The 23,575-nt window shown below is 60.4% G+C and carries 24 protein-coding genes; 4 read left to right on the top strand and 20 right to left on the bottom strand.

Features of this window, described 5'->3' with window-relative positions; translation table 11 throughout:
• Positions 1-128: 128 nt before the first annotated feature.
• The 5 genes from AC3IT6_RS21500 to AC3IT6_RS21520 form a co-directional block, all read right to left on the bottom strand.
• Positions 129-941, bottom strand: coding sequence for an OmpA family protein (locus tag AC3IT6_RS21500; RefSeq protein ID WP_489352621.1), 813 nt, complete (start codon positions 939-941; stop codon positions 129-131).
• The gene (locus tag AC3IT6_RS21505; RefSeq protein WP_458370210.1) at positions 938-1,294 is read right to left on the bottom strand and encodes a DUF4398 domain-containing protein; all 357 of its coding nucleotides are present in this window, start codon (positions 1,292-1,294) and stop codon (positions 938-940) included. Before AC3IT6_RS21505 ends, AC3IT6_RS21500 begins: the two co-directional genes overlap by 4 nt.
• A gap of 9 nt (positions 1,295-1,303) precedes the next feature.
• Entirely contained in the window at positions 1,304-2,143 is an 840-nt protein-coding gene (locus AC3IT6_RS21510) for a substrate-binding periplasmic protein (RefSeq protein ID WP_489352624.1), read from the bottom strand.
• Between the two features lie 183 nt (positions 2,144-2,326).
• On the bottom strand, positions 2,327-3,256 hold the full coding sequence (locus AC3IT6_RS21515; protein ID WP_489352626.1) for an electron transfer flavoprotein subunit alpha/FixB family protein: 930 nt from the start codon (positions 3,254-3,256) through the stop codon (positions 2,327-2,329).
• 16 nt (positions 3,257-3,272) lie between these two features.
• Positions 3,273-4,022, bottom strand: coding sequence for an electron transfer flavoprotein subunit beta/FixA family protein (locus tag AC3IT6_RS21520; RefSeq protein WP_150744440.1), 750 nt, complete (start codon positions 4,020-4,022; stop codon positions 3,273-3,275).
• Between the two features lie 548 nt (positions 4,023-4,570).
• Here AC3IT6_RS21520 and AC3IT6_RS21525 point away from each other — a divergent pair.
• The gene (locus AC3IT6_RS21525; RefSeq protein ID WP_489352629.1) at positions 4,571-6,235 is read left to right on the top strand and encodes an electron transfer flavoprotein-ubiquinone oxidoreductase; all 1,665 of its coding nucleotides are present in this window, start codon (positions 4,571-4,573) and stop codon (positions 6,233-6,235) included.
• Positions 6,236-6,418: 183 nt separating this feature from the next.
• Here the strand turns inward: AC3IT6_RS21525 and AC3IT6_RS21530 are convergent, their stop codons facing one another.
• Positions 6,419-7,309, bottom strand: coding sequence for an AraC family transcriptional regulator (locus AC3IT6_RS21530; protein ID WP_150726208.1), 891 nt, complete (start codon positions 7,307-7,309; stop codon positions 6,419-6,421).
• A gap of 190 nt (positions 7,310-7,499) precedes the next feature.
• On the opposite strand from AC3IT6_RS21530, the gene AC3IT6_RS21535 reads away from it, so the two are divergent.
• Complete coding sequence (locus AC3IT6_RS21535; RefSeq protein ID WP_489352632.1) at positions 7,500-8,552, top strand: NAD(P)-dependent alcohol dehydrogenase; 1,053 nt, start codon at positions 7,500-7,502, stop codon at positions 8,550-8,552.
• Here the strand turns inward: AC3IT6_RS21535 and AC3IT6_RS21540 are convergent.
• From AC3IT6_RS21540 to AC3IT6_RS21565, 6 genes are all read right to left on the bottom strand, one after another.
• Complete coding sequence (locus AC3IT6_RS21540; protein WP_489352634.1) at positions 8,549-9,352, bottom strand: IclR family transcriptional regulator; 804 nt, start codon at positions 9,350-9,352, stop codon at positions 8,549-8,551. The two genes, AC3IT6_RS21535 and AC3IT6_RS21540, sit on opposite strands and share 4 nt — an antisense overlap.
• Before the next feature lie 60 nt (positions 9,353-9,412).
• Positions 9,413-10,723 carry an MFS transporter gene (locus AC3IT6_RS21545; RefSeq protein WP_150753976.1) on the bottom strand — a complete coding sequence of 437 codons (1,311 nt, stop codon included), beginning with the start codon at positions 10,721-10,723 and terminating at the stop codon, positions 9,413-9,415.
• A gap of 192 nt (positions 10,724-10,915) precedes the next feature.
• Positions 10,916-12,064 carry a galactonate dehydratase gene (dgoD, locus tag AC3IT6_RS21550; protein WP_489352637.1) on the bottom strand — a complete coding sequence of 383 codons (1,149 nt, stop codon included), beginning with the start codon at positions 12,062-12,064 and terminating at the stop codon, positions 10,916-10,918.
• Between the two features lie 48 nt (positions 12,065-12,112).
• Positions 12,113-12,733 carry a 2-dehydro-3-deoxy-6-phosphogalactonate aldolase gene (locus AC3IT6_RS21555; protein WP_150726205.1) on the bottom strand — a complete coding sequence of 207 codons (621 nt, stop codon included), beginning with the start codon at positions 12,731-12,733 and terminating at the stop codon, positions 12,113-12,115.
• Between the two features lie 19 nt (positions 12,734-12,752).
• Complete coding sequence (locus AC3IT6_RS21560) at positions 12,753-13,745, bottom strand: 2-dehydro-3-deoxygalactonokinase (RefSeq protein ID WP_489352639.1); 993 nt, start codon at positions 13,743-13,745, stop codon at positions 12,753-12,755.
• A gap of 145 nt (positions 13,746-13,890) precedes the next feature.
• Positions 13,891-14,373 (bottom strand): GNAT family N-acetyltransferase, encoded by a 483-nt coding sequence (locus tag AC3IT6_RS21565; protein WP_057713732.1) that lies wholly within the window; start codon positions 14,371-14,373, stop codon positions 13,891-13,893.
• Between the two features lie 216 nt (positions 14,374-14,589).
• Between AC3IT6_RS21565 and AC3IT6_RS21570 the strand changes: the two genes are divergently transcribed.
• Positions 14,590-15,795: an MFS transporter gene (locus tag AC3IT6_RS21570; protein WP_489352641.1), complete on the top strand. Its 1,206-nt coding sequence runs from the start codon at positions 14,590-14,592 to the stop codon at positions 15,793-15,795.
• An 81-nt stretch (positions 15,796-15,876) separates the two neighbouring features.
• Entirely contained in the window at positions 15,877-16,200 is a 324-nt protein-coding gene (locus AC3IT6_RS21575; protein ID WP_489352643.1) for a hypothetical protein, read from the top strand.
• Positions 16,201-16,408: 208 nt separating this feature from the next.
• On the opposite strand, the gene AC3IT6_RS21580 is transcribed toward AC3IT6_RS21575, so the two are convergent.
• From AC3IT6_RS21580 to mltG, 8 genes are all read right to left on the bottom strand, one after another.
• Positions 16,409-16,969 (bottom strand): DUF1285 domain-containing protein, encoded by a 561-nt coding sequence (locus tag AC3IT6_RS21580; protein ID WP_458370219.1) that lies wholly within the window; start codon positions 16,967-16,969, stop codon positions 16,409-16,411.
• A gap of 16 nt (positions 16,970-16,985) precedes the next feature.
• Positions 16,986-17,594 carry a DUF4823 domain-containing protein gene (locus AC3IT6_RS21585; RefSeq protein ID WP_489352646.1) on the bottom strand — a complete coding sequence of 203 codons (609 nt, stop codon included), beginning with the start codon at positions 17,592-17,594 and terminating at the stop codon, positions 16,986-16,988.
• Between the two features lie 171 nt (positions 17,595-17,765).
• A complete protein-coding gene (locus AC3IT6_RS21590; RefSeq protein WP_489352648.1) occupies positions 17,766-18,734 on the bottom strand; it encodes a GTP 3',8-cyclase MoaA in 969 nt (322 codons plus the stop codon).
• A 137-nt stretch (positions 18,735-18,871) separates the two neighbouring features.
• Positions 18,872-19,510 (bottom strand): TetR/AcrR family transcriptional regulator, encoded by a 639-nt coding sequence (locus AC3IT6_RS21595; RefSeq protein ID WP_489352650.1) that lies wholly within the window; start codon positions 19,508-19,510, stop codon positions 18,872-18,874.
• A 342-nt stretch (positions 19,511-19,852) separates the two neighbouring features.
• A complete protein-coding gene (locus AC3IT6_RS21600) occupies positions 19,853-20,638 on the bottom strand; it encodes a TatD family hydrolase (protein ID WP_150753986.1) in 786 nt (261 codons plus the stop codon).
• Positions 20,639-20,710: 72 nt separating this feature from the next.
• Positions 20,711-21,697 (bottom strand): DNA polymerase III subunit delta', encoded by a 987-nt coding sequence (locus tag AC3IT6_RS21605; protein ID WP_489352652.1) that lies wholly within the window; start codon positions 21,695-21,697, stop codon positions 20,711-20,713.
• The gene (tmk, locus tag AC3IT6_RS21610) at positions 21,690-22,322 is read right to left on the bottom strand and encodes a dTMP kinase (RefSeq protein ID WP_489352654.1); all 633 of its coding nucleotides are present in this window, start codon (positions 22,320-22,322) and stop codon (positions 21,690-21,692) included. The genes AC3IT6_RS21605 and tmk overlap by 8 nt, the downstream gene beginning before the upstream one ends.
• Before the next feature lie 19 nt (positions 22,323-22,341).
• Positions 22,342-23,574: an endolytic transglycosylase MltG gene (mltG, locus tag AC3IT6_RS21615; protein ID WP_489352656.1), complete on the bottom strand. Its 1,233-nt coding sequence runs from the start codon at positions 23,572-23,574 to the stop codon at positions 22,342-22,344.
• Between the last annotated feature and the right edge of the window lies 1 nt (position 23,575).

Raw genomic sequence — 23,575 nt, forward strand, 5'->3', positions numbered from 1 at the left:
AACAGTTGCCACAATAGTCGACCGTACAGTGCAGTGTCAGCAAAATCTGTACTGTTTTGTGCGGTAATCGGCAGGCAAAAAAAAACCCGGCACTGCATGGCAGGCCGGGTTTTCCAGCGACGCAACCCTTAGCGGGCAGCGCCGAGCTGGCCCTTTTCGTCGGAAAACACAATTTCCACCCGACGATTCTGCGCTCGGCCCCGTTCCGACGCATTCGCGTCCACCGGATACTCGTCGCCATAACCCTCGACCTGGATACGCTTGTCGTCGACCCCCAGGTCCATCAGCACGTCAGCCACCGATTGTGCGCGGTCGCGGGACAGCTTGAGGTTTTCCTGCTTGCCCCCGGTACTGTCCGTATAACCCTCGATCCGCACCACACGCTTGGGGTTGAGTTGCAGGAACTGCACGATCTTCAACACCACACGGTTGGCCGACGGTTTCAATTCCGCTTCGCCCGTGTCGAACAGCATGTCGCCCAAGGTCATCACCAGACCACGGTCGGTCTGGCTGGTGGTCAATGCGAGGATCTGCTCCTCGAGCCATTTGCCTTGCTGCTGCACGCTGAACAGTTTGGATTCACGCAGTGCCAGTTGCAGTCGCTGCCGTTCAAGTTCGAGTTTCGCCGCTTGCTCTTCGTTGAGCACCTGATTGGTGTGTTCCCGGGCAATGGCGCTGTAACGCTGGCTCAGGTAGGCGTAATGCACCACGTCCGAACCACTGCCCCAATAGCTGGACAGGCGATCGGCGCGGGCCAGAGACTCACCGGCGCGAATAACGTCCTTGGGGGCGATTCGCAGCACATTGGAGTCTTCCTTGACCTTCTGAAAGTCGGCACCAGCCTGCTGCAACGCAGTCTCGCTGTGCTGGCTGACGCAGCCAAAGAGGCTCGCGCAGCCTGCCAGGATCAAACCACCGAGGGTTTTGCTCTTGAGAGTCATTGGGCATCTCCCAGTTGCTTGCGCAGGCGGGCGATGCGGGTGTTGAGCACGTTCAACTGTTCCTCGCTCTTGGCCGTCAACACCTTGGCTTCAGCCAGACGCGCATCGAGCTCGGCCTGTTCGGCCCGCATGCGTGCGTTTTTGAAGGATTGATCGGTCATGTTGCCCTTGGCGCGATTGAACTTGTCTTCGGCCAGTTTCATTTCCGGCACATCGTCGGCGGTGGCGCCCACGGCCTTGGCCTGCTCGAGTGCCTGTTCGGTCAGGCGAATCTGTTCATTCGGCGCAGGATCGGTTGCACAACCCGCCAGGGCGACAAAGGCCACGGCAGCGAAAAGAGGTCGAATACTCACTGAAAATCCTTACTGTTTTGGGGTACTGACGGGTTGTTGCGGGGGGCTTGGCTGTGGTTGTGAGCGTTGTGCTTTCCATCGCTCGATATTGCGCATCAGCACGGCCTCCGTCAGTCCGGACGCGGGCAATTCTGTCATCTTTTTGGCCAACTGTCCGCGCAACCATGGATCGTTGCAGGCAGAGTCATGGGAAATCGCCAGGTACAGGCCAGGCTTGTCGATCGGTTGCGAGCGCGCGACCAGATCGCCAGCCATGCCCAGTGTCTGTACAGTCGCCATGCCCGAGTAACGCCCTGCCAGTACAAATTCGACCTCGCCCAACAGCAGCTTCTGAAAGGCCTGGGTCAGGTTGGACGTGCGCGTGAGGCTCAGTTGCTGTCCGGCAAAGTTGCTGAATTGCGCGGTCAATCGGGCCTTTTCCGACACAGCACCGGGATGGCCGTGCAGGTCCTGCGCTTCGTTGTAGACCAGCGCCGAGTCCTTGCGAGTCCAGACCAGATAGTCGTTTTCCAGCAAGGGTGGATGGATGTAGTCCAGGGTTTCCAGCTCGCTGACGGCCAACGTCGCGTCCGCCAGCATGTCCATGCGCCCGCTGCGCACTTCGTCCAGGGCCTGGGCGCGTTTGCCGGCATAAAGCAGTTCGACCTTGAGCCCCAACTCCCCCGCCACTTGCTGCAGTAAATCGGCGCTGGCACCGATCAGGTATTTGGGGTTCTGCGGGTCTTGCCACAGGTACGGTGGCGCATCCGGGCTGCCGGTGACCACCAGGCGTTCGCATTTGCCTGCGGCGACAGACAGCGCCGGCAATAGCGTCAATCCCAGCAAGCTCCACACAAGTCGCAGATCCATGGCAATTCACTCCACTTGGATGTAACACCTGTAGGAGCGAGCTCGCGATGGTCGTTAACGATGACGTGTTCATTCTGGATAAACGCGGCGCCCTTGAACCCATCGCGAGCAAGCTCGCTCCTACAAAAAGGCAAAAAAAAGCCCGACCAAAAGGCCGGGCTCTTTATAAGTGAAGCAGCCGGATTAGACCAGCTTCTCCAGCTCAGGGATGGCTTCGAACAGGTCCGCCACCAGGCCATAATCGGCCACCTGGAAGATCGGCGCTTCTTCGTCCTTGTTGATCGCAACGATCACTTTGGAGTCTTTCATGCCGGCCAGGTGCTGGATCGCGCCGGAGATACCGACGGCGATGTACAGCTGTGGAGCAACGATCTTGCCGGTCTGACCGACCTGCATGTCGTTCGGAACAAAACCTGCGTCGACCGCGGCGCGCGATGCACCGACGGCAGCGCCCAGCTTGTCGGCCAGGGCGTACAGGTGTTTGAAGTTGTCGCCGTTCTGCATGCCGCGACCGCCGGAAACGACGATCTTGGCAGCGGTCAGTTCCGGACGATCGGACTTGGCCAGTTCTTCGCCAACGAAGCTGGAGATGCCAGCGTCGTGGGCAGCAGCAACGGCTTCAACGGCAGCGGAACCACCAACAGCTGCAACCGGGTCGAAACCGGTGGCACGCACGGTGATCACCTTGACCGCAGCGTTCGATTGAACGGTAGCGATGGCGTTACCGGCGTAGATCGGACGCTTGAAGGTGTCGGCGCTTTCTACCGAGATGATCTCGGAGATCTGGTCAACGTCCAGGGCTGCGGCAACGCGCGGCAGGATGTTTTTGCCGTTGGAAGTAGCGGCAGCCAGGATGTGGCTGTAGCCCTTGCCCAGCTCAGCTACCAGCGGAGCAACGTTTTCCGGCAACTGGTGAGCGTAGGCGGCGTTGTCGGCCACCAGCACTTTAGCCACGCCAGCGACTTTCGCAGCGGCTTCAGCCACGGCGCCAACGCCCTGACCTGCAACCAGTACGTGCACGTCGCCGCCGATTTTGACAGCAGCGGCCACGGTGTTCAGCGTGGCCGGGGCCACTGCTTTGCCGTCGTGTTCAGCGATTACCAAGATAGTCATGATTCGGCTCCTTAACTCAAAGCACCTTCGCTTCGTTTTTCAGTTTCTCGACCAGTTCAGCCACCGACTTGACCTTGATACCCGCGCTGCGTGCAGCCGGCGCTTCGACTTTCAGGGTCTTGTTGGTGGAGGCGGTGGAAACGCCCAAAGCGTCCGGAGTCAGCACTTCGAGAGGCTTCTTCTTGGCTTTCATGATGTTTGGCAGAGACGCGTAGCGCGGCTCGTTCAAACGCAGGTCGGTGGTGACGATGGCCGGCAGTTTCAGGGAAACTGTCTGCGCGCCGCCGTCGACTTCACGGGTGACAGCTACGCTGTCGCCGCTGATTTCGACTTTGGACGCGAACGTGCCCTGACCGTAGCCGCTCAATGCAGCGAGCATCTGGCCAGTCTGGTTGTTGTCGCTGTCGATGGCCTGTTTGCCAAGGATCACCAGCTGAGGCTGTTCCTTGTCGACAACAGCTTTCAACAGTTTGGCAACAGCCAGGGACGTCAGGTCTTCGGCGGACTCGACGAGGATGGCGCGGTCGGCACCCAGAGCCAGCGCGGTGCGCAGTTGCTCTTGAGCGGTGGACGGGCCTACGGAGACGACGACGATTTCAGTCGCAACACCCTTCTCTTTCAGGCGTACGGCTTCTTCCACGGCGATTTCGCAGAACGGGTTCATCGACATCTTGACGTTGGCAAGATCGACGCCGGAATTGTCCGCCTTGACGCGAACCTTGACGTTGTAATCCACAACGCGTTTGACAGCTACAAGAACCTTCATGGATTCCTCGTTACTCTCCGGTGAAAAGAAAGTCGCCTAGGCGAACCTGGCGGTTGATGCTCATCGGGCGCAAGGGCACCTCCAAAAACGCCGGCAAAGCTGTCAAGTGACCATCGCTCATGATCTGAATGACCGTTCGTCAGTGGTGACTGACGAGTCATTCAACATCGCGGCGTGTAAACTGCACATCAAACCCGCGCAGCGCATCACTCTCTACTGCCATCGCCCTGTCTTTAGAGGTGCTCTTGAAACCAACAGTCAGCCTACGGCGAGCGCAAAACCGCCCGTATCTTGACCGGAACGCCTATTCCGGTCAATACGCCAAAATGGCCGTTCATAAGGCGCGTGACTTTGATTTCTCTGGCTTTGAGCCAATTCAAACAAACGTTTGTATTGGACGCTGAGAGTGGTGTAGATATAATGCGCCACACAAAGAGAAAGGTGGTCAATCGATTGTCCGCTCCCGGCGCTGTTCCGGGATTCATGGATGCGACACCCGACTTCCAAATTAGAAAAAAAACTGTTGAGCCTTGAGTAGGAGATAACCTGTGGAACGCGAATACATGGAATTCGACGTGGTCATCGTCGGTGCCGGCCCCGCTGGTCTTTCCGCCGCCTGCCGCTTGAAGCAGAAGGCCGCCGAAGCCGGTAAGGAAATCAGCGTCTGCGTGGTCGAAAAAGGCTCCGAAGTCGGTGCTCACATTCTGTCCGGTGCCGTATTCGAACCTCGGGCTCTGAACGAACTGTTCCCGAACTGGAAAGAACTAGGCGCGCCGCTGAACACGCCGGTGACCCGCGACGACATCTTCGTGCTCAAGAACGCTGAAAGCGCGCAGAAAATTCCAGACTTCTTTGTGCCCAAGACCATGCACAACGAAGGCAACTACATCATCTCCCTGGGCAACCTGTGCCGCTGGCTGGCCCAGCAGGCCGAGAACCTGGGCGTGGAAATCTACCCGGGCTTCGCCGCTCAGGAAGCGCTGTTCGACGAAAACGGCGTGGTTCGCGGGATCATCACCGGCGACCTCGGCGTCGACCGCGAAGGCAATCCGAAGGAAGGCCTGTACACCCCGGGCATGGAACTGCGTGGCAAGTACACGCTGTTCGCCGAAGGTTGCCGTGGCCACATCGGCAAGCAGCTGATCAAGCGTTTCAACCTGGACACCGACGCTGATGCCCAGCACTACGGCATCGGCCTGAAAGAAATCTGGGAAGTCGACCCGGCCAAGCACCAGCCAGGCCTGGTGGTGCACACCGCCGGTTGGCCGATGGACATCATGGGCACCGAGAACACCGGTGGCTCGTTCCTCTATCACCTGGAAAACAACCAGGTGGTTGTCGGCCTGATCGTCGACCTGTCCTACAGCAACACCTACCTGTCGCCGTTCGACGAGTTCCAGCGCCTCAAGCATCACCCGGTGCTTGCTCAGTACCTGGAAGGCGGCAAGCGCATCAGCTACGGCGCACGTGCCATCAGCAAGGGCGGCCTGAACTCGCTGCCGAAAATGGTGTTCAAGGGTGGCGCGCTGATCGGTTGCGACCTCGGCACCCTGAACTTCGCCAAGATCAAAGGCAGCCACACCGCGATGAAGTCCGGCATGCTCGCCGCTGAATCCGTGGCTGAAGCTCTGTTCGCCGAGAAGGATGGCACCGAAGAGCTGACCACCTACGTCGACGCGTTCAAGAACAGCTGGCTCTACGAAGAACTGTTTGCCAGCCGCAACTTCGGCCCGGCGATCCACAAGTTCGGCGCCATCGTCGGTGGCGGTTTCAACTGGCTCGACCAGAACATCTTCGGCGGCAAACTGCCGTTCACCTTGCACGACACCAAGCCGGATTACGCTTGCCTGAAACTGGCGGCCGACTGCAAGAAAATCGACTACCCGAAACCGGACGGCAAGATCAGCTTCGACAAATTGAGCTCGGTGTTCATCTCCGGTACCAACCACGAAGAAGAGCAACCGTGCCACCTCAAGCTGGCCGATGCAAGCATCCCGATCAGCAAGAACCTGCCGCTGTACGATGAGCCGGCACAACGTTACTGCCCGGCTGGCGTGTATGAAGTGATCACCATGGAAGACGGCGAGAAGCGCTTCCAGATCAACGCCCAGAACTGCGTTCACTGCAAGACCTGCGACATCAAGGATCCTGCACAGAACATCACCTGGGTGGCACCGGAAGGCGCTGGCGGCCCGACTTACCCGAACATGTAAGCCGAACTGCGAACATCAAGGCTCCCGAAACGGGGGCCTTTTTGTTGCGTGCGATTCAAGCCAAACCACAAAACCCATTGTGGGAGCGGGCTTGCTCGCGAATGCGGTTGATCCTTCACCACTTGTATTGACTGATCCACCGCTTTCGCGAGCAAGCCCGCTCCCACAGGGTCAGTTGGTGGATCAGGCCGCGCGCTCGTCTCCGGGATTACGCTCGAAGTACCGCTTGTACTCGCGACTGAACTGCGACGTGCTCTGATACCCCACCCGATGCGCCACTTGCGCCACACCCAGCCCCTCCCCCACCAACAACTGCTGCGCCCTGAGCAGACGCAATCGCTTCAGGTACTGCACCGGCGACAACAAGGTGCTGCGCTTGAAATGCTCGTGAAAGGTCGACGCACTCATGTTCGCGCAACTGGCCAGGGTCTCGACGTTCAGCGGTTCGGCAAAATGCGCATGCAGATGACTGAGGGATGCCGCGATCCGGGCGAATTGCCCCTGCTGCTCAACCAGCGCCCGCAACACATCGGCTTGCGGACCACGTAATGCGACGAACAACAATTCGCGCAAACGCGCTTGCCCCATGATCTGGCATTCCAGCGGATCGTGCAGGCAACGCAACAGCCGCTCGACACAACCGCGCATGGCGTCATCGAGCACTGCCGAGGTCATGGACTCAGGCGTTTGCGCCGGAATATGCCGCCCTGGCGCCAGGCCCATCGCCAACACCAGTTCGCCCAGCATCACCCGGTCAATCGCAACGGAAACACCCAGCATTGGCCCGTCCGGCGCGGCAAAGGTTTCACACTCGAACGGCACCGGCAGCGCCTGAATCAGGTAGTGCCCTGCGCCATATTCCAGGGTGCGCGGCCCCAGATACGCCAGTTTGCTGCCCTGGGCGATGATCACCAGGCTCGGCTCGTAGATCTGCGGCCCACGGGCCACATCGCAACTGGCCCGCAGAACCTGCACACCTGGCAAGGCAGTCGGGACAAAACCGTCGCGAGTGGACAGCGGTTCGATCAGCGAAACCAGGGTGGCATTGGCATCAAGATGACGGGTCAGCAACATCGGAGCTCTTCACAAAAAAATCACGGAAAAAGGGACAAAAGCATCATCGCAGATCCGCTGGCCAATGCGACGGCTCACACCCGCATGCCGGAGGAATAGGCATGACACCCGGAGGAATCGCCATGGCCGGTACAGGGTTCGGCGCCCAGAATGCGCCACCTCACCCGTCACCGCTCTTGCGAGGTTCACCATGTACACCGCCATCGGATACGCCGCCCAGTCGGCCACCACTCCCCTCGCCCCCGTGAAATTCGAACGTCGCAGCCCAAGGCCTGACGACGTTGCCATCGAGATTCTCTACTGCGGCGTCTGCCATTCCGACATCCATCAGGCCCGCAACGAGTGGGGCATTGCCGTTTACCCGCTGATGCCCGGCCACGAAATCGTAGGCAAAGTTACTACCGTCGGTGCGAATGTCACCCAACACAAAGTCGGCGACTTGGTCGGTGTTGGCTGCATGGTCGACTCGTGCCGCAGCTGCGAAGCCTGCCAGGCCAACCTGGAGCAATACTGCCTCGAAGGCCCGACCTTGACCTACGCCACACCGGACCGGGTCGACGGCAGCAACACCATGGGTGGCTACTCCGACAGCATCGTGGTCAGCGAGCACTTTGTGGTGCGTATCCCCGAGTCACTGGACCCGGCCAGCGCCGCGCCGATCCTGTGCGCCGGCATCACCACCTACTCACCGCTCAAGCACTACGGCGTGAAGGCCGGTGACAAGGTCGGGATTCTCGGCATGGGTGGCCTGGGCCACATGGGCATCAAGTTCGCCAAGGCCATGGGCGCCGAAGTGACGCTGTTCACCCGTTCGGCAAGCAAGGCCGAAGAGGCTCGCCGCCAGGGCGCGGACCATGTGATCGTGTCTACCGATGACGCGCAGATGCAGGCTGCCGCCGGTCACTTCGACTTCCTGCTCGACACCATTCCGGTGCAGCACGACCTCAACCCTTACCTCGATACGCTGCGATTCGACGGCGTGCATATTCTGGTGGGGTTGATCGAACCGGTGGAGCCGCCGGTACATGCCGCCAAACTGGTATTGGGACGTCGCGTGCTCGCCGGCTCGCTGATCGGCGGCATCGCAGAAACCCAGGAAGTGCTGGATTTCTGCGCCGAGCACAACATCACCTGCGACATCGAAATGCTCGACATCCGCCAGATCAACGAGGCTTACGCCCGCATGATCGCCGGTGACGTGAAGTACCGCTTCGTCATCGACATGGCGACCCTCAAGGTTTAAACCTTAAGGCCAAGCTCCGCCGACAGCCGGGCCGTGACCCCTTTGATCAGGGGAATCAGCTCGGCCATTTTTTCCAGCGGCATATACGGCACGGTACTGGCGATGCTGATGCCGGCGACGATGCGCTTGCTGGCATCACGGATCGGCGCCGCCACGCAGCGGATCGACGGTTCGTTGTCTTCCAGGTCGAAGGCGTAGCCGCCGGCCACGTACTCGGCCATGCGCTGCTCGAACTGCTCCCAGGACTGCTCAGGGTGCTGCGGCCAGAACTGGTTTTTCCCACCCACCGGCAGGCTGACTTCGTACAGGCGCTGCCACTCTTGCGGCGAATCATCGAGCATCAGCGCCTTGCCGATCCCGGTGCGCGCCAACGGCATGCGATGGCCGACCCGCGAACGCATTTCCGGGCCATTGCGCCCCGGATTCTTGTGCAGGTACAGCACTTCGTCGCCTTCACGGATCGCCAGGTGAATGGTGTCGCCGGTCAACGCCGACAACTCATCCAGATACGGCCCGGCCAGGGTCACCAACGGCAACTCTTCACGGGCCTGAAAGCCCAGCTCGATCAGTTTCGGCCCCAGCAGATAACCGACTTGTGGCACCACCCGCAGATAACGCTCATCCACCAGGCAACTGGCCAGGCGATGGGTGGTGCTGCGCGTGGTGCCGATCAGCCGGGCGATTTCCTTGAGATCGCGGGCGCCGCTGGCCACGGCATGAACCACACCCAACCCGCGAAGCAGGGTCTGGGTGCCGGTCGGCGCGGCGTCCTTGGCGATTTTTGGGGCGTCTTCCTGCATATCCAGCCTTTACCGTTGAGCGAGTGAACGGGCGGCATTATGGTCGCCCGCAGGCCACGACTACAACTTGATACGCTCGACCTTGCCCACCAGCAAGATGTAGGAAAGTGCACCGATCAACGCCAGCACCGAAATGTAGGTGATCGCCGGGGCAAAAGAATCACCCGTCGCGAGGAAACCGATCACGATAGGCGTGGCAATCGCCGACAGGTTGCCGATGAAGTTGAACACCCCGCCGGTCAGCCCGAGCAAGCGCGCCGGGGCCAAGGTCGACACCAGCGACCAGGTGATCGAAGCCAGGCCATTGCCGAAGAATGCCAGCGCGAGGAAGGCAATCACCAGCGGCGTCGACTCGACAAAGTTGGCGCCGATGATCGAGGTGGAAATCAGCAGACCGCTGATGATCGGCAACTTGCGGGCGAAGCCTACCGTGTACCCGCGACGGATCAAAAAGTCCGAGAAGAAACCGGAACACAGTACGCCGACAAAGGCCGCGAGAAACGGCAGCGACGCCAACAGGCCGGACTTGATGAAGTCCATGCCGCGGTACTTCACCAGGTACGTCGGGAACCAGGTGAGAAAGAACCACAGGGTCGAGTTGAGGCAGAACTGCCCGAGGTAAATGCCCCAGAGCTTGCGCTTGGTCAGGACGATGCCCAAGTCGGTCCAGCTGAACTTGGCTTTGACCTTGGCCTGTTCGGCCTGGATATCCACCAGCCCGCCGCCCTCGCGGATCAGGTCAATCTCTGCGTCATTGGCGCCTTTGAAATCCCGCGGCTCGCGATACACCGCGTACCAGATCACCGCCCACACAATGCCCACCGCGCCGGTGGTGACGAACACCATGTGCCAGCCGAATTCGTGCTGCAGCCAGGCCAGCACCGGCGTCAGGAAGGCCAGGCCGACGAACTGCCCGGAGGTGTAGAAACCGATGGCCGTGGCGCGCTCGCGCTCGGGGAACCAGGTGGTGACCACGCGGCTGTTGATCGGATACGCCGGTGCTTCCAGCGCACCGACGGCCATGCGCAACACGAACAGCGCGATGAAGCTGCTGACGAAGCCGAGCATCACCGTGGCCACTGACCACAGCAGCAAGGCGACGCTGTACAGAATCCGTGGCGGCACGCGGTCCACCAGCCAGCCGCCGGGGATCTGCATGGCGGCGTAGGTCCAGCCGAACGCGGAGAAGATCAGGCCGACGTGGATCGGGTCGATGCCCAGGTCACTGGTCAATGCCGGGGCGGCAATCGACAGGTTGCTGCGGTCCAGGTAGTTGATCACCACGGTGATGAACAACAGCACCATGATGAAAAAACGCTTGCGGCTGGGCGTCACCAACGACGCCTGCCCGGTGAGGGTTTGCGGTTGCATGAGGGGTGCCTCTTCTTATGGTTATTGAGGTCGTAAACAGGGTTAACGCAGATCTCACTACCTATGGAGATCAAATGTGGGAGCGGGCTTGCTCGCGAAAGCGGAGTGTCAGCCAACATCTATGTTGAATGTGCTGACCTCTTCGCGAGCAAGCCCGCTCCCACATTAGATTTGTGTTGAGTCAGGAAGAACTCACCACTCGGCAAAACTGCCATCGGCATGGCGCCAGATCGGGTTGCGCCAGCGGTGGCCGATGGCGGCGCGTTCGATCACGTACTCCTCGTTGATCTCGATACCCAGGCCCGGGCCGTTCGGGATTTTCACGAAGCCTTTGTCGTAGTCGAACACCCGTGGATCTTTGATGTAGTCGAGCAGGTCATTGCTCTCGTTGTAGTGGATGCCCAGGCTCTGTTCCTGGATGAACGCGTTGTAGCAAACCGCGTCCAGTTGCAGGCAGGCCGCCAGGGCAATCGGGCCCAGCGGGCAATGCAGCGCCAGCGCCACGTCGTAGGCTTCGGCCATGTTGGCGATCTTGCGGGTTTCGGTGATGCCGCCGGCGTGGGACGCATCCGGCTGGATGATGTCGACATAACCTTCGCTGAGCACGCGCTTGAAATCCCAGCGCGAGAACAGCCGCTCACCCAGGGCAATCGGCGTACTGGTCAGCGGCGCCAGTTCTTTCAGCGCTTCGTAGTTTTCGCTCAGCACCGGCTCTTCGATGAACATCAGCTTGTACGGATCAAGCTCCTTCATCAGCACCTTGGCCATGGGCTTGTGCACCCGACCATGGAAGTCCACGCCTATGCCGACGTTCGGGCCGACGGCATCGCGCACGGCAGCGACGTTGGCCAGGGCCTGGTCGACCTTGTCGAAAGTGTCGAGGAATTGCAGCTCTTCGGTGCCATTCATTTTCACCGCGGTGAAACCACGCTCGACCGCTTCTTTCGCCGCCCGCGCGGTGTCCGCCGGACGGTCGCCGCCGATCCACGAATACACACGGATCTTGTCCCGCACCTGACCACCCAGCAGGTCGCTGACCGACACACCCAGCGCCTTGCCCTTGATGTCCCACAAGGCCTGGTCGATACCGGCCAGGGCGCTCATGTGGATCGCACCGCCACGGTAGAAGCCGCCGCGATAGAGCACGGTCCAGATGTCTTCGATGTTGCGTGGGTCTTTGCCGATCAGGTAGTCGGACAATTCTTCAACGGCAGCGGCAACGGTGTGGGCGCGGCCTTCGACCACGGGCTCGCCCCAACCGGTGACGCCCTCGTCGGTTTCGACCTTGAGGAAGCACCAGCGCGGCGGAACGATGAAGGTGGTCAGTTTGGTGATTTTCATCTTTTGGCTCTCTTATTAGATGCAGCGCGCTCGGCGCTCAAAGAAGTCTTAGCGAAGGGCTTTCCAGGCAGCGACGTAGGCCTTGGCATTGGCCGCCACTTGCGCAGGCGTCATGCCCGGTTTGAACAGGCCGGAACCGAGGCCGAAACCTTTGACGCCAGCGTCGATGAACGACTGCATGTTGTCTGGCGTGATCCCGCCGACCGGCGCCAGAAGGGTCCCGGCAGGCAATACGGCGAGCCAGGCTTTGACGACTGCCGGGCCCATCTGCTCGGCCGGGAACAGCTTCAGCACATCCGCGCCTTCCGCCAGTGCCGCGAAGGCTTCGGTCGGCGTGGCGACACCCGGCGACAGGTACAGGCCCGCCGCTTTCGCCGCGCGCAAGACCTTCGGATCGCTATGGGGCATGACGATCACCTGGCCACCCGCAGCTTTCACTTGCTCGACCTGCTCCGGCGTCAACACCGTGCCGGCACCGATCAGGCAATCGGCGGGCAAGGTACTGCGCAGGATGCGGATACTTTCGTACGGCTCAGGGGAATTGAGCGGCACTTCGATGACGCGAAATCCGGCGGCGTACAGGACTTCGCCGATGGCCGCCGCTTCCTGCGGGCGCAGGCCACGCAGGATCGCGATCAGGCCGTTTTGCGCCAGGGCTTGTTTGAGCATGTCAGGACTCCAGTCAGGTTTAACGGGATGCGGTGCACGTGACCAGGCCGGCAGCCAGTGCCAGTTGCCACAATCCGCGTTCGGTGGCCTGTTCGGCCAGGATCACCCGGGCAAAACCGCAGGCGTCGAGCGCACGGCTGTAGCGGGCACAGAGTTGGGTGTTGCCGATGAGGATGATCGAAGGCAGATGCACACTGTTGCGCCGGCGCCGCTGAACGCTGGCCAGGGCCGACAGTTCATGGCCTATCAGCAGGCCTGACAGATAATCCGCTTGCGCCGCAGCGCTTAGTACACCAGTCAGCCCGAGACTGCGGGCACTGAACATCGTCGACAGCGCACCGATTTCACCGTCCGCCGACAACGCGACCTTCACGCCGCGATCAAACGCATCGCCATCGAAAGACGCACCACATTGTTGGGTGCGTCCGAGAATGCTGTGTTGACTGAGCACAGCGAAGACTTCGCCGGTCATGAAAGTATCGAAATGCATGATGCAGCCGTCGGCCACTTCCACCCATTTCGAATGGCTGCCCGGCAGGCCGATCAGCAGATCAGCGCCCGCCTCGCTCGCCAGGTTTTGCAGCACGCCGAGCACCTGGGTTTCTTCACCGCGCATCACATTCGGCAAAGGCGAACGCTCGATGACGCCGGGCACGATGTGTACATCAACGCCGCGCAGGCTGCGCACGGTTTGCAAGGAAGTACCGAGCGTGGCGACGTTCGCCGGTGTGTCGCGGTAGGCCGCTTCGCTCCAGCCCTGGGCACTGCCGACCATGCCGCAGGCAATCACCGGCAAATGCGGCTGGGCATCGAGCCAGTTGCCGCAAGCCTCATCGAAGGCCAGTTCGAAACCATCGGCGCATTCCCGGCCGCCAATGATTCGCGGCGCTTTCGGCAGTTGCATGATCCCCGACGACAGCGAACGCTGTTCGAGCACTTGGCCGTCTTCAGCCAGTTTGTAAGCACGTAATGAGGTTGTCCCCCAGTCGAGCGCGATCAATTGCGCCTGCATCGCTTCACCTGTTCTGGTTTTTGGCAGTGAGTGAGCGCGACTATAAACCTGAGACGGGACAAATCTCAATATATAAATATCAATCCCATATTATGAGACAAGACAAAAAAATCGCAGCCCGAAAGCTGCGATCTTTTAAAAGCGATCAGTTACCCGCTGCAAAATCCCGCAACACCGCCCCATCCATCCGATAGCGCACCCACTCCTCCTGCGGCTGCGCGCCCAGGGATTTGTAGAAGTCGATGGCCGGCGTATTCCACTCCAGCACGCTCCACTCGAACCGCCCGCAATCATTGGCGCAGGCGATTTTCGCCAGGTGCCGCAGCAGGGTCTTTCCCGCGCCACCGCCGCGCTGTTCCGGGGTGATGTAGAGGTCTTCGAGGTACAGGCAGTTGCTGCCAAGCCAAGTGGAATAGCTGAAGAAGAACACCGCGAAACCGATGGGTGCACCCTCGCGCAGGCAGATCAGGCCATGGGCGGTGGCGCCTTCGCTGAACAGGCTGCGCTCGATATCGGCAACGCTGGCGATGACTTCATGGCGGGCACGTTCGTAGTCGGCCAGTTCAGTGATGAACGCGAGGATTTGCGGTGCGTCACTGGGGGTCGCCGGGCGGATTTCGATCGTCATGGACGTGCCTTGTCAAAAGTGGAAAACGCCATACTAAGTCGACGCGGTACTTGTGGCGAGGGGCTCCCTCGCCACAAAAACTGATCCGCCGCAAAGTGTCTGGAAGCTTTACTCCGGCCAACACTAACCCTGGAATCGATAACCTCGGACCTAATATTCGGTCACTGCATGGTTAGATACCTGCGCTGCTCATCTAGCCGGTCAAGGAACCGCGTCATGTCTACCGCAACACCTCCAGTTTCAAGCAAGCTGTTCGGCCTGTTTTGCCTCGCCAGTTACCTGTTGTCGCTGTCCTACGGTTCGACGTTTTTGCTCTCATTGCTGATTGGTTCGCGCGGCGGTAACGAACACGACGCCGGAAGTGTGATTTCGGCAGCGATGCTCAGCACCTTTGCGGCGGTGATTATTTCCGGTCATTTGTCCGACCTGCTCGGCGCCGCCCGATCGGTGGCGCTGTTCGGTGTATTGCTGGTGGCGGCCAGCCTGGGCTTCGCCCTGACCCCGGGCTTCGGTCACCTGCTGCTGTTTTTCGGGCTGCTGCTGGGCCTGGGCTGGGGCGTGTTCTACACCCTGGGGCCGATCATCGTGGCGAGTCTGGTGACACCCGCGCAGCGCGCCAAATACTTCGCCCTGCTGTCCGGCAGCATGATGACCGGGATCGGCAGCGGCCCGTTGCTCGGCCGCGCGGCGAGTGTGCTCGGCTACCCGGTGACCGCGGCGTTTTATCTGGCAGCGCTGGCCAGCCTGATCGGCGTATTGCTGTTCTGGCGCCTGGATCGACAACTGAAACCGGCGCCCGCGCAATCTGGCAGCGTGTCGCGGATCTCCTGGCGCGCAGCGGCTCAGGTGCTGTCCTCCAGGGCCGTATTCCCGATCATCATGGTTGGCCTCGGCGGTTGTGTGTTCGGTGGTCTGTCGAGCTTTCAAACCAGTTACGCGGCGGCGCACTCACTCGACTATTCGCTGTTCTTCCTCGGTTTCATGAGCGCGGCGATCAGCGGCCGCATGCTGGTTGCCGGTTTCGTGGTCAAGCGCGATCCATTCCGTGCGTCGTGCGTGCTTTCGGGGTTGATGCTGGCATCGATCGTGATGTTCGGTTTTGTCGTCGACAGCAGCTTCAGCTACGTGCTCGCGGCGGTGATGCTTGGGATCGGCTACGGCCTGACCTACTCGGTGATCAACGGCCTGGCCGCCAATGAAGCGCCGAACGGCACCACCGCGCAATCCTTGCTGCTGTTCAGTCTGTCGTACTTCATCGGCGTGTTCGGCTTTCCATTGCTGGCCGGGAAAATCATCGTCGAGCAAGGCATGGCTACGCTGTTGCTCACCGTGCTGGCAGTTGCCTCGCTCAACTGGCTGATCACCCTGGGCCGGTTGATCTGGCGTAGGGCCACAGCGGTCAGGGCACTGGAGCAGGCCTGAGCCGTTCGTCGTTGACAATGCACCCATCCGGATCGAGGGCGGACTAATCAGGTAAGGACTCTACTCGTTGGAGACACCGCCATGACCCTGTCCAGGTTGATCGCCCTCGTTCTCACTGCGCTTTTGTCCGCAGCCTCCTTCGCCGGGACCATCGGCTCGAGTACCGGCCCGACCAATCCGGTGGAAAAACCCAGGGCCCCCGCCATCCAGAGTGCCCCCGGCATGAACACCGATGGCACGACGATCGACCATAACCTGCCGCCCTCCACCGGCACCGACCCGCGGGTTCAAGGCAATGACGCGGGACGTCAGGGCGGGACGAACCTGCCAGACAAAAAAACACCCGGCAGTGGTGGCCTCGGTTCAAGCACCACCGAGGACGAGGAAAGCAATTTGAGCCAATAATGAAGCCAGGAGAAATCCCATGCCTCGTGGAAGCAAAACCAAATACACCGCCGAGCAAAAGCGCAAGGCGGGTTAAGGCCAGTTTTCTGTGCTGAAGCTGATGGCCTCTTCGCGGGCAAGCCCGCTCCCACAGGGAATGAGGGTGTTCACAGATGTTGTGTTCGCCTGACAACCTGTGGGAGCGAGCTTGCTCCCACAGGGTCAGGGGTCAGGGCTCAAGGCCGATGGGGAAAAACTCGCCGCCACTCCATACACCGAGCCAGCGCTGGCCGTCGATCTCGCGACTCACCGCCAGTTCCACTAATTGATAGAACACGTTGCGATGGATCAAGGCTTCAAGATTGCTGCGCACGTGCACGTAAGGGGCTGGCTCTTGCGTTACCGGGTCGATGACCACGCGCATCGGATGATCGGCGCCGGCCTCGGAGGTCTCATCGACGTTGGTGGTAAAGCGCAACAGCTGCGTCTCGCCCTCGCCTTCCACGTCCACCGCGATCGCCACGAACGGCGCATCATCGACCTTGATGCCGACCTTTTCCACCGGAGTGATCAGGAAATAATCATCGCCGTCGCGGCGAATGATGGTGGAGAACAGCTTGACCATCGGCTTGCGCCCGATCGGCGTGCCCTGGTAATACCAGGTGCCGTCGCGGGCGATGCGCATGTCGATGTCGCCGCAGAAATCGGGATTCCACAGGTGCACCGGCGGCAAGCCTTTGGTCTTGGGGATTTGCCCCAGCAGGTCGTTGGCTTTTTGCGGGCCACTCATGGCGTTCTCCTTGAAATTACTGGTCGCTGAGCCCCAACAGGCTGCGCGCGTATTGTTCCAGCGGCGGGCCCATCAGGTCTTCGGGTTTTTTATCGTGGAACGTCAGTAAACCGCCACGACTCTTGATGGTTGCAGTATCAATCAAATACTGGGTGCTGGTCTCGATCAACATGATCTGAATCATACCGCTGTCGATGCCGAGACGATCCAGGGCTTCCTGGTCCAGCCACTCGTCCGAGTTGCCGATACGGTCGTCAGACTTGGCGAAGCGGGTGTAGAGCAGATAGTGCGCACCGGCGGCACGGGCTTCGCCCATGGCCTGGTCGAGGCCCTCCGGCGTACGGGCACGGCGGACCATCGGAAAGTATTCGACGAAGCCATCGAACGCGACTTCGGCAATCACGTTGGGCCGCGGGTAAACGGCGCTGCCGGGCGGCATGAAAGCGCCCTGGGCGATGTAGACGAACGAGTCCGGCTGAATGCGCAGGTTGTTTACGCGATGGCTGTCACTGTGATCGAGTAACCCCGCATCGCTCATATGGTAACGAGTCCCTTCGGCCATATCGCTGACGTTCATGCAGCCACCAAGTGCCAAAACGGCCAGCAGCAAAACCAGGCTACGCATCCTATCCTCCAGAGGCCGGTGTCGGAAAACCGGCGAATGGCCGTAGGATGCAGCTTCCGCGCCAGTCCAAGTTGATCGTTGCCTGATCAAACGCAATCGCGGGCAAGCCACGCTCCCACAGGGTTTACGCAAAACCTTGTGGGAGCGTGGCTTGCCCGCGATGAGGCCGGATCAACCGCCGATAATTTTCATCACAGTCGCACCACCAGAGAACGCCACTTCCTGCTTGTCCCCCAAGGCTTTCACCAGCAGCCGCTGCAAGGCCGGCAGGGCCTGATGGCGCGGCTTGTCCAGCAGGTCGCCGATGTAATGGCGATTACTCGATGACAGACAACCATGCAGCCACCCGGTGGAAGATAAACGCAAGCGTGAACAGGTCCGGCAGAAGGGCACGCTCTCATTGGCGATCACGCCGAAATAACCCTGGCCGGGAATTTCATAGCGAACGGCCGTCGCATCGACAGGTGCGTCGGCTTGCAGATATTCGTAGCGCTCGCCGATCAGGCTCAGCAATTGCTGGAGGCTGACGAACTGTTGCAGAAAGGCGTTGGAATCGCTGGCCAGGTGGCCCATGCGCATCAGCTCGATGAAGCGCAGCTCATAACCGCGCTCCAGGCAGTAGTCGAGCAGCGGCATCACTTGATCGAGGTTCTGTCCGCGCAGCGGCACCATGTTGACCTTGATCTTCATGCCGGCCGCACTGGCCTCGCTCATGCCATTGAGCACGGTGGCCAGGTCGCCACCCCGGGCAATGCCGCGGAACGCACTGGCGTCGAGGGTATCGAGGGAGACGTTGAGGCGCCGAATGCCGGCGTTCACCAGCAGCGGCAGTTTCTTCGCCAGCAACTGGCCATTGGTGGTCAGACTGATGTCTTCCAGGCCCATCTGCCCGACCGCCGTCATGAACGCTTCGAGTTTCGGACTGACCAGCGGCTCGCCACCGGTGATGCGCAGACGCTCGATCCCCGCCGCTTCAATCAGATAAGCCACGCCGCGCGCCATGGCCTCGGCCGACAATTCATCCTGCGCAGCCACCAGCCGCTTGCCGTTGGGCACGCAGTAGGTACAGGCGTAATTGCAGGCTGAGGTCAGACTGATTCGCAAGTTGCGAAAACGCCTGCCTTGACGGTCAACGATCATGGTCACTCCGGCGGAAGAATATCGGGCCGCTAAAACTTGACTCAGAAATCAAGTTTTAGCAAGTCCTCTACCTGAGTATATTCCTGCGGTACTGCGCCAAGTAGCGAAATCATGGCGCAATAAGGCAACTGAATGGCTCAGCTGCCGGAAGTGTCGGTGTCACGCTTGCGCTTGTTGCCCATGCGCACGCCAATATCCATCAGGAACTGGAAGAAACCTTCCTGATCTTCCAACACATTGCTCCAGAACGGCGAGTGATACAGCGCGACGGCACCGTGCACCAGCGCCCAGGACGCGCAGTAATGGAAGTAAGGCGGCACGTCTTCCAGCTTGCCTTCGCTGATCCGGCCCTTGATCAGCAAGGTCAGGCGTTCGAAGTTCGAGGCACGGATATTGTGCAGCTCCTCGATCATCTCCGGCACCTGGTTGCCCTTGACCACTTTCTCTTCGAGGCGGTCGAACAGGCGATAGCGTTGTGGATCGCGCATGCGGAATTCGAAGTAGGCCCGGGACAGGGCCTCCTTGTCCTTGTCGACATCGGCCGAATGCAGCAGAGCGTTCAAATCGCGCTCGTAGTCGAGCATCAGGCGCAGATAGATTTCCGCCTTGGATTTGAAGTGCTTGTAGATCGTGCCTTTGCCGATACCGACGGCATCAGCAATCATCTCGACGGTGACACTGTCTTCACCTTGTTCGAGGAACAGCTTGAGCGCGGTATCGAGAATTTCCTGCTCGCGGCGACGGAATTCACGGACCTTACGAGGTTCTTTATGCATAAGAAAAGGTCTGTCGGGGTCAAAATTCGAAGCCGCGTATTATGCCTAACTTACGCAAAAATGCACGGATCATCCGACCATATCTGCGCTTTCTGGTCATTCCGCGCACGTTTACAGGGTGATGAGAACTCTTCCGAAGCGCACGTATTCCAAATTTGTTTAAAAACCCTGACCAGCAAACTGGACGAGGCGCAATCCTGATCAATACTTGAACTGTCGGCGGGGCATCTCCCCCAAGTGTCACGCCGATATTGGTACCAACGGACCGCGTGCCATTGTTTTACTCCTAATGGTCTTAACCCGGATTCACCCCCCAGAACCCGGGTTTTTTTTGCCTGCGATTTAACCTTTTACATGTGCCAGCGGGAACAGTCGCTTGAAATTCGCCGTGGTTTGCTCGGCAAACCGCTCGTAGGGCTCACCACGCAACATTGCCAGAAATTCCGCAACTTCACGCACGTACTGCGGCAGGTTTGGCTTGCCGCGATAGGGAATCGGCGCCAGGTACGGCGAGTCGGTTTCCACCAGCAAGCGGTCGGCCGGCACCTTGCTGGCCACATCGCGCAACGCGTCGGCATTGCGGAAAGTGACAATCCCGGACAGGGAAATGTAATAGCCCATGTCCAGCGCAGCCTTCGCCATCTCCCAGTCTTCGGTGAAGCAATGCAGCACGCCCGCCTGGGGCAGCGCTGCTTCACGCAGCAAGTCCAGGGTATCGGTGCGGGCGCCACGGGTGTGGATGATCACCGGTTTGCCGGTCTGTTGCGCCGCTTGCAGGTGCAGGCGGAACGATTCCTGCTGCAACTCTGCCGCTTCCGGCTCGTAGTGGTAATCGAGGCCGGTTTCGCCAATGGCGACCACCCGCGGATGGTTGAGCTCGTGCAACAGCCAGTCCAGCGCCGGCGCGGCACCCGGCTGCACATCCAGAGGGTGCACGCCCACCGAGCAGTCGACGTCGTCATAACGTTCGGCCAGGGCCTTGACGTCGGCCGCGTTGTCCGCGCTGACACCGATACACAGAAAGTGCCCTACCCCACGCTGCCGGGCAGCCTCCAGGGCAGCATCCAGGGAGCCGTCGTGGGCGGTCAGGTCGAGGCGATCAAGGTGACAATGGGAATCTACGAGCATAAAGGGCTGCTACTTGCATCGAATGGGTGGGACGGTCGGATGTTCTGATACTCAGAGTCTAGGCGCAGACAGTCATCGCTGGGCAGGCAACGACGCCCATTGCACCAACAATGCCTCCAGCAGCAAAGCCGGGTTGAGGTTGGCCTTGCTCAGGACTTTCTGTCGCTGGGCGAGGATCCAGTCCTGGATATCGAGGACTTTGCCCTGGGCGCTTTTCTGCGCCAGGTATTGCACGACCTTGCGCATGTCGGTCAGGCCGAGGCCGGCTTCGTCCTGGGTCAACTGATAGCGCAGGATCAGGCTCGACCAATCGCAGAACCAATCGAACAGGCGCAACATCGGAATGTTTTTCCATTCTTCGGCCAGCTGCGTCGGCGACTGCTGTTGCTTGAGGAGTTTTTTCACCCCTTCCACCACTTGTGCGCGTTGTTCACGCACGCCCTGGGCCTGGAGATTGACCGCCGCCAGTGGCGAACCGGCGGCCAGCGTCAGCAGTTCGACGCGCTCGTCTTCGGAACACTCCGGCAACGCCTGAGCCAGCCACTTCAAGCTCATGGCCTCGCCCGGCAGCGGACAGGCCTGCTGCACGCAGCGACTCTTGATGGTTGGCAACAAGCGGCTCGGCTGATGGCTGACCAGCAACAGAACGGTATCGCCGGACGGTTCTTCAAGGCTTTTGAGCAAGGCGTTGGCGGCGTTGATGTTCATCGACTCGGCCGGTTCGATCAGCACCACTTTACGCCCGCCCAACTGCGCGGTCTGCACCACGAAACCGACCAGGTCGCGAACCTGATCGACCTTGATCGCCTTGTCGGCTTCTTCCGGCTCCAGGATGTAGTTATCCGGGTGGCTGCCAGCCTTGAGCAGCAGGCAGGATTTGCATTCTCCGCAGGCTTGCAGCGCGTTCGGGCGCTGGCACAGCAAGCTGGCCATCAAGCGCTCGGCCAGTGCCCGCTTGCCGATTCCCGCCGGGCCATGCAGCAGGTAGGCGTGCGCATGCTGGGCGCGACCGGCCAGTTGCTGCCAGAGGGTTTCCTGCCACGGGTAGGCCTCAGCCACGGCTCAACTCCAGCAGGCGCGGCAGCAAGGCATCCAGCGATTGCTGAACCTTTGCCAACGGTTGGGCAGCATCGACCAGCACATAACGCGCCGGATCCGCCTTGGCACGCTTGAGGAAGGCACTGCGCACGGCATCGAAAAAGGTCCGACCTTCGAGCTCGAAGCGATCCAGACGACCACGAGCGCTGGCGCGGGCCAGGCCGACCTCGACAGGCAGATCGAAAATCAGCGTCAGGTCCGGGCGCAGTTCGCCCTGGACGAAAGTTTCCAGGGTCGCGATGCGCTCCAGCGACAAGCCGCGACCGCCACCCTGGTAAGCGTATGTCGAATCAGTAAAACGATCACACAGGACCACCGCACCGCGGGCCAGCGCCGGGCGAATCACTTCGGCCAGGTGCTGGGCTCGCGCCGCGAACACCAGCAGCAACTCGGTATCCGCGTTCATGACTTCGTCGACCGGGGCCAGCAGCACTTCACGGATGCGCTCGGCCAACGGCGTGCCACCCGGCTCGCGGGTCAGCACCACCTCGATGCCGGCGGCGCGCAGGCGCTCGGCCAGGTATTCGCGATTGGTGCTCTTGCCGGCGCCTTCCGGGCCTTCCAGAGTAATAAACAAGCCGGTCACAGGCAGTCCTTAGTCAGAGTCATTGCGGGCTTTCCGGTGCGTTGGCATCGGGTTCTGGTGTTTCAGGAGCTGGCGCAGGATCTTGCGCCGGCACCTGCGGCAGCGCCTCGGGAGCCGTGTTCGGTGAAGCGGCCGGGATCGGTGCCAGCTCCTGCGAAGTCTTCGCCTCCTGCGCACCATTTTGTTCAGTCTGGGTCGGCGATGTCTCTGGCGCGGCAGCGGGTGACGGGCTGGAGCGGTAATCGGCGCGACGCTTGAGCTGGAACTCCTTCACGGCATTGTTGTGGGCATCCAGGTCGTCGGAGAACACGTGAGTGCCATCGCCACGCGCCACGAAGTAAAGACTGTTGCCCTCCACCGGATTGAGTGCCGCATGGATGGCTTCGCGACCGACCATGGAAATCGGCGTCGGCGGCAGGCCCGCATTCATGTAGGTGTTATAGGGCGTCGATTCCTTGAGGTGAGCCCGGGTCAGCTTGCCGCTGTAGCGGTCGCCGAGGCCGTAGATCACCGTCGGGTCGGTCTGCAGCAGCATGCCCATCGCCATGCGCCGCACAAACACACCGGCAATCTGCCCGCGCTCCTGTGGCACACCGGTTTCCTTTTCTACCAGCGAAGCCATGATCAGCGCCTGGTAGGGTTCGGTGTACGGCGTATCTGCAGCGCGCTTCTCCCACTCCTTGGCGAGCACTTCATCGAGGCGGTCGTAAGCGGTTTTCAGCACCTCGACATCGGACATGCCCCGCACGTAACGATAGGTGTCAGGGAAGAAGCGCCCTTCCGGAAAAATCCCGGTGTGGCCGAGCTTGTCCATGACCTGGCTATCGCTCAAACCGTTGAGGCTATGATCGAGCTTTTCTTCCTTGGCCAGCGCTGCGCGGACCTGACGGAAATTCCAGCCTTCGACCAGGGTCAGGCTGTACTGAACCATTTCCCCGCGTTTCCACAGGTCGATCAGGCCTTCGACGGTCATGCCAGGTTGAATGCGGTATTCCCCGCTGTGCAGGGGTTGTTTGGCGAGGTTGAAGCGCCAATACACCCGCAGCCAGAATGCGTCCTTGATGACGCCATTGGCTTCGAGTCGGTAGAAGGTGCGGGTCGGCGTAGTGCCCTTGGGCACATCCAGCAATTGTTCCTGGGCAATGTTCAGCGGCTGTGCCAGCGCCGAATGGATCTTCCAGGCTGAAGCACCCATCAGCAGCCCCGCCAGAACCACTCCGGTTTCCAGCAGCAGCAAGAGTTTACGTCTCACG

The organism is Pseudomonas sp. KH_017 (assembly GCF_057840285.1).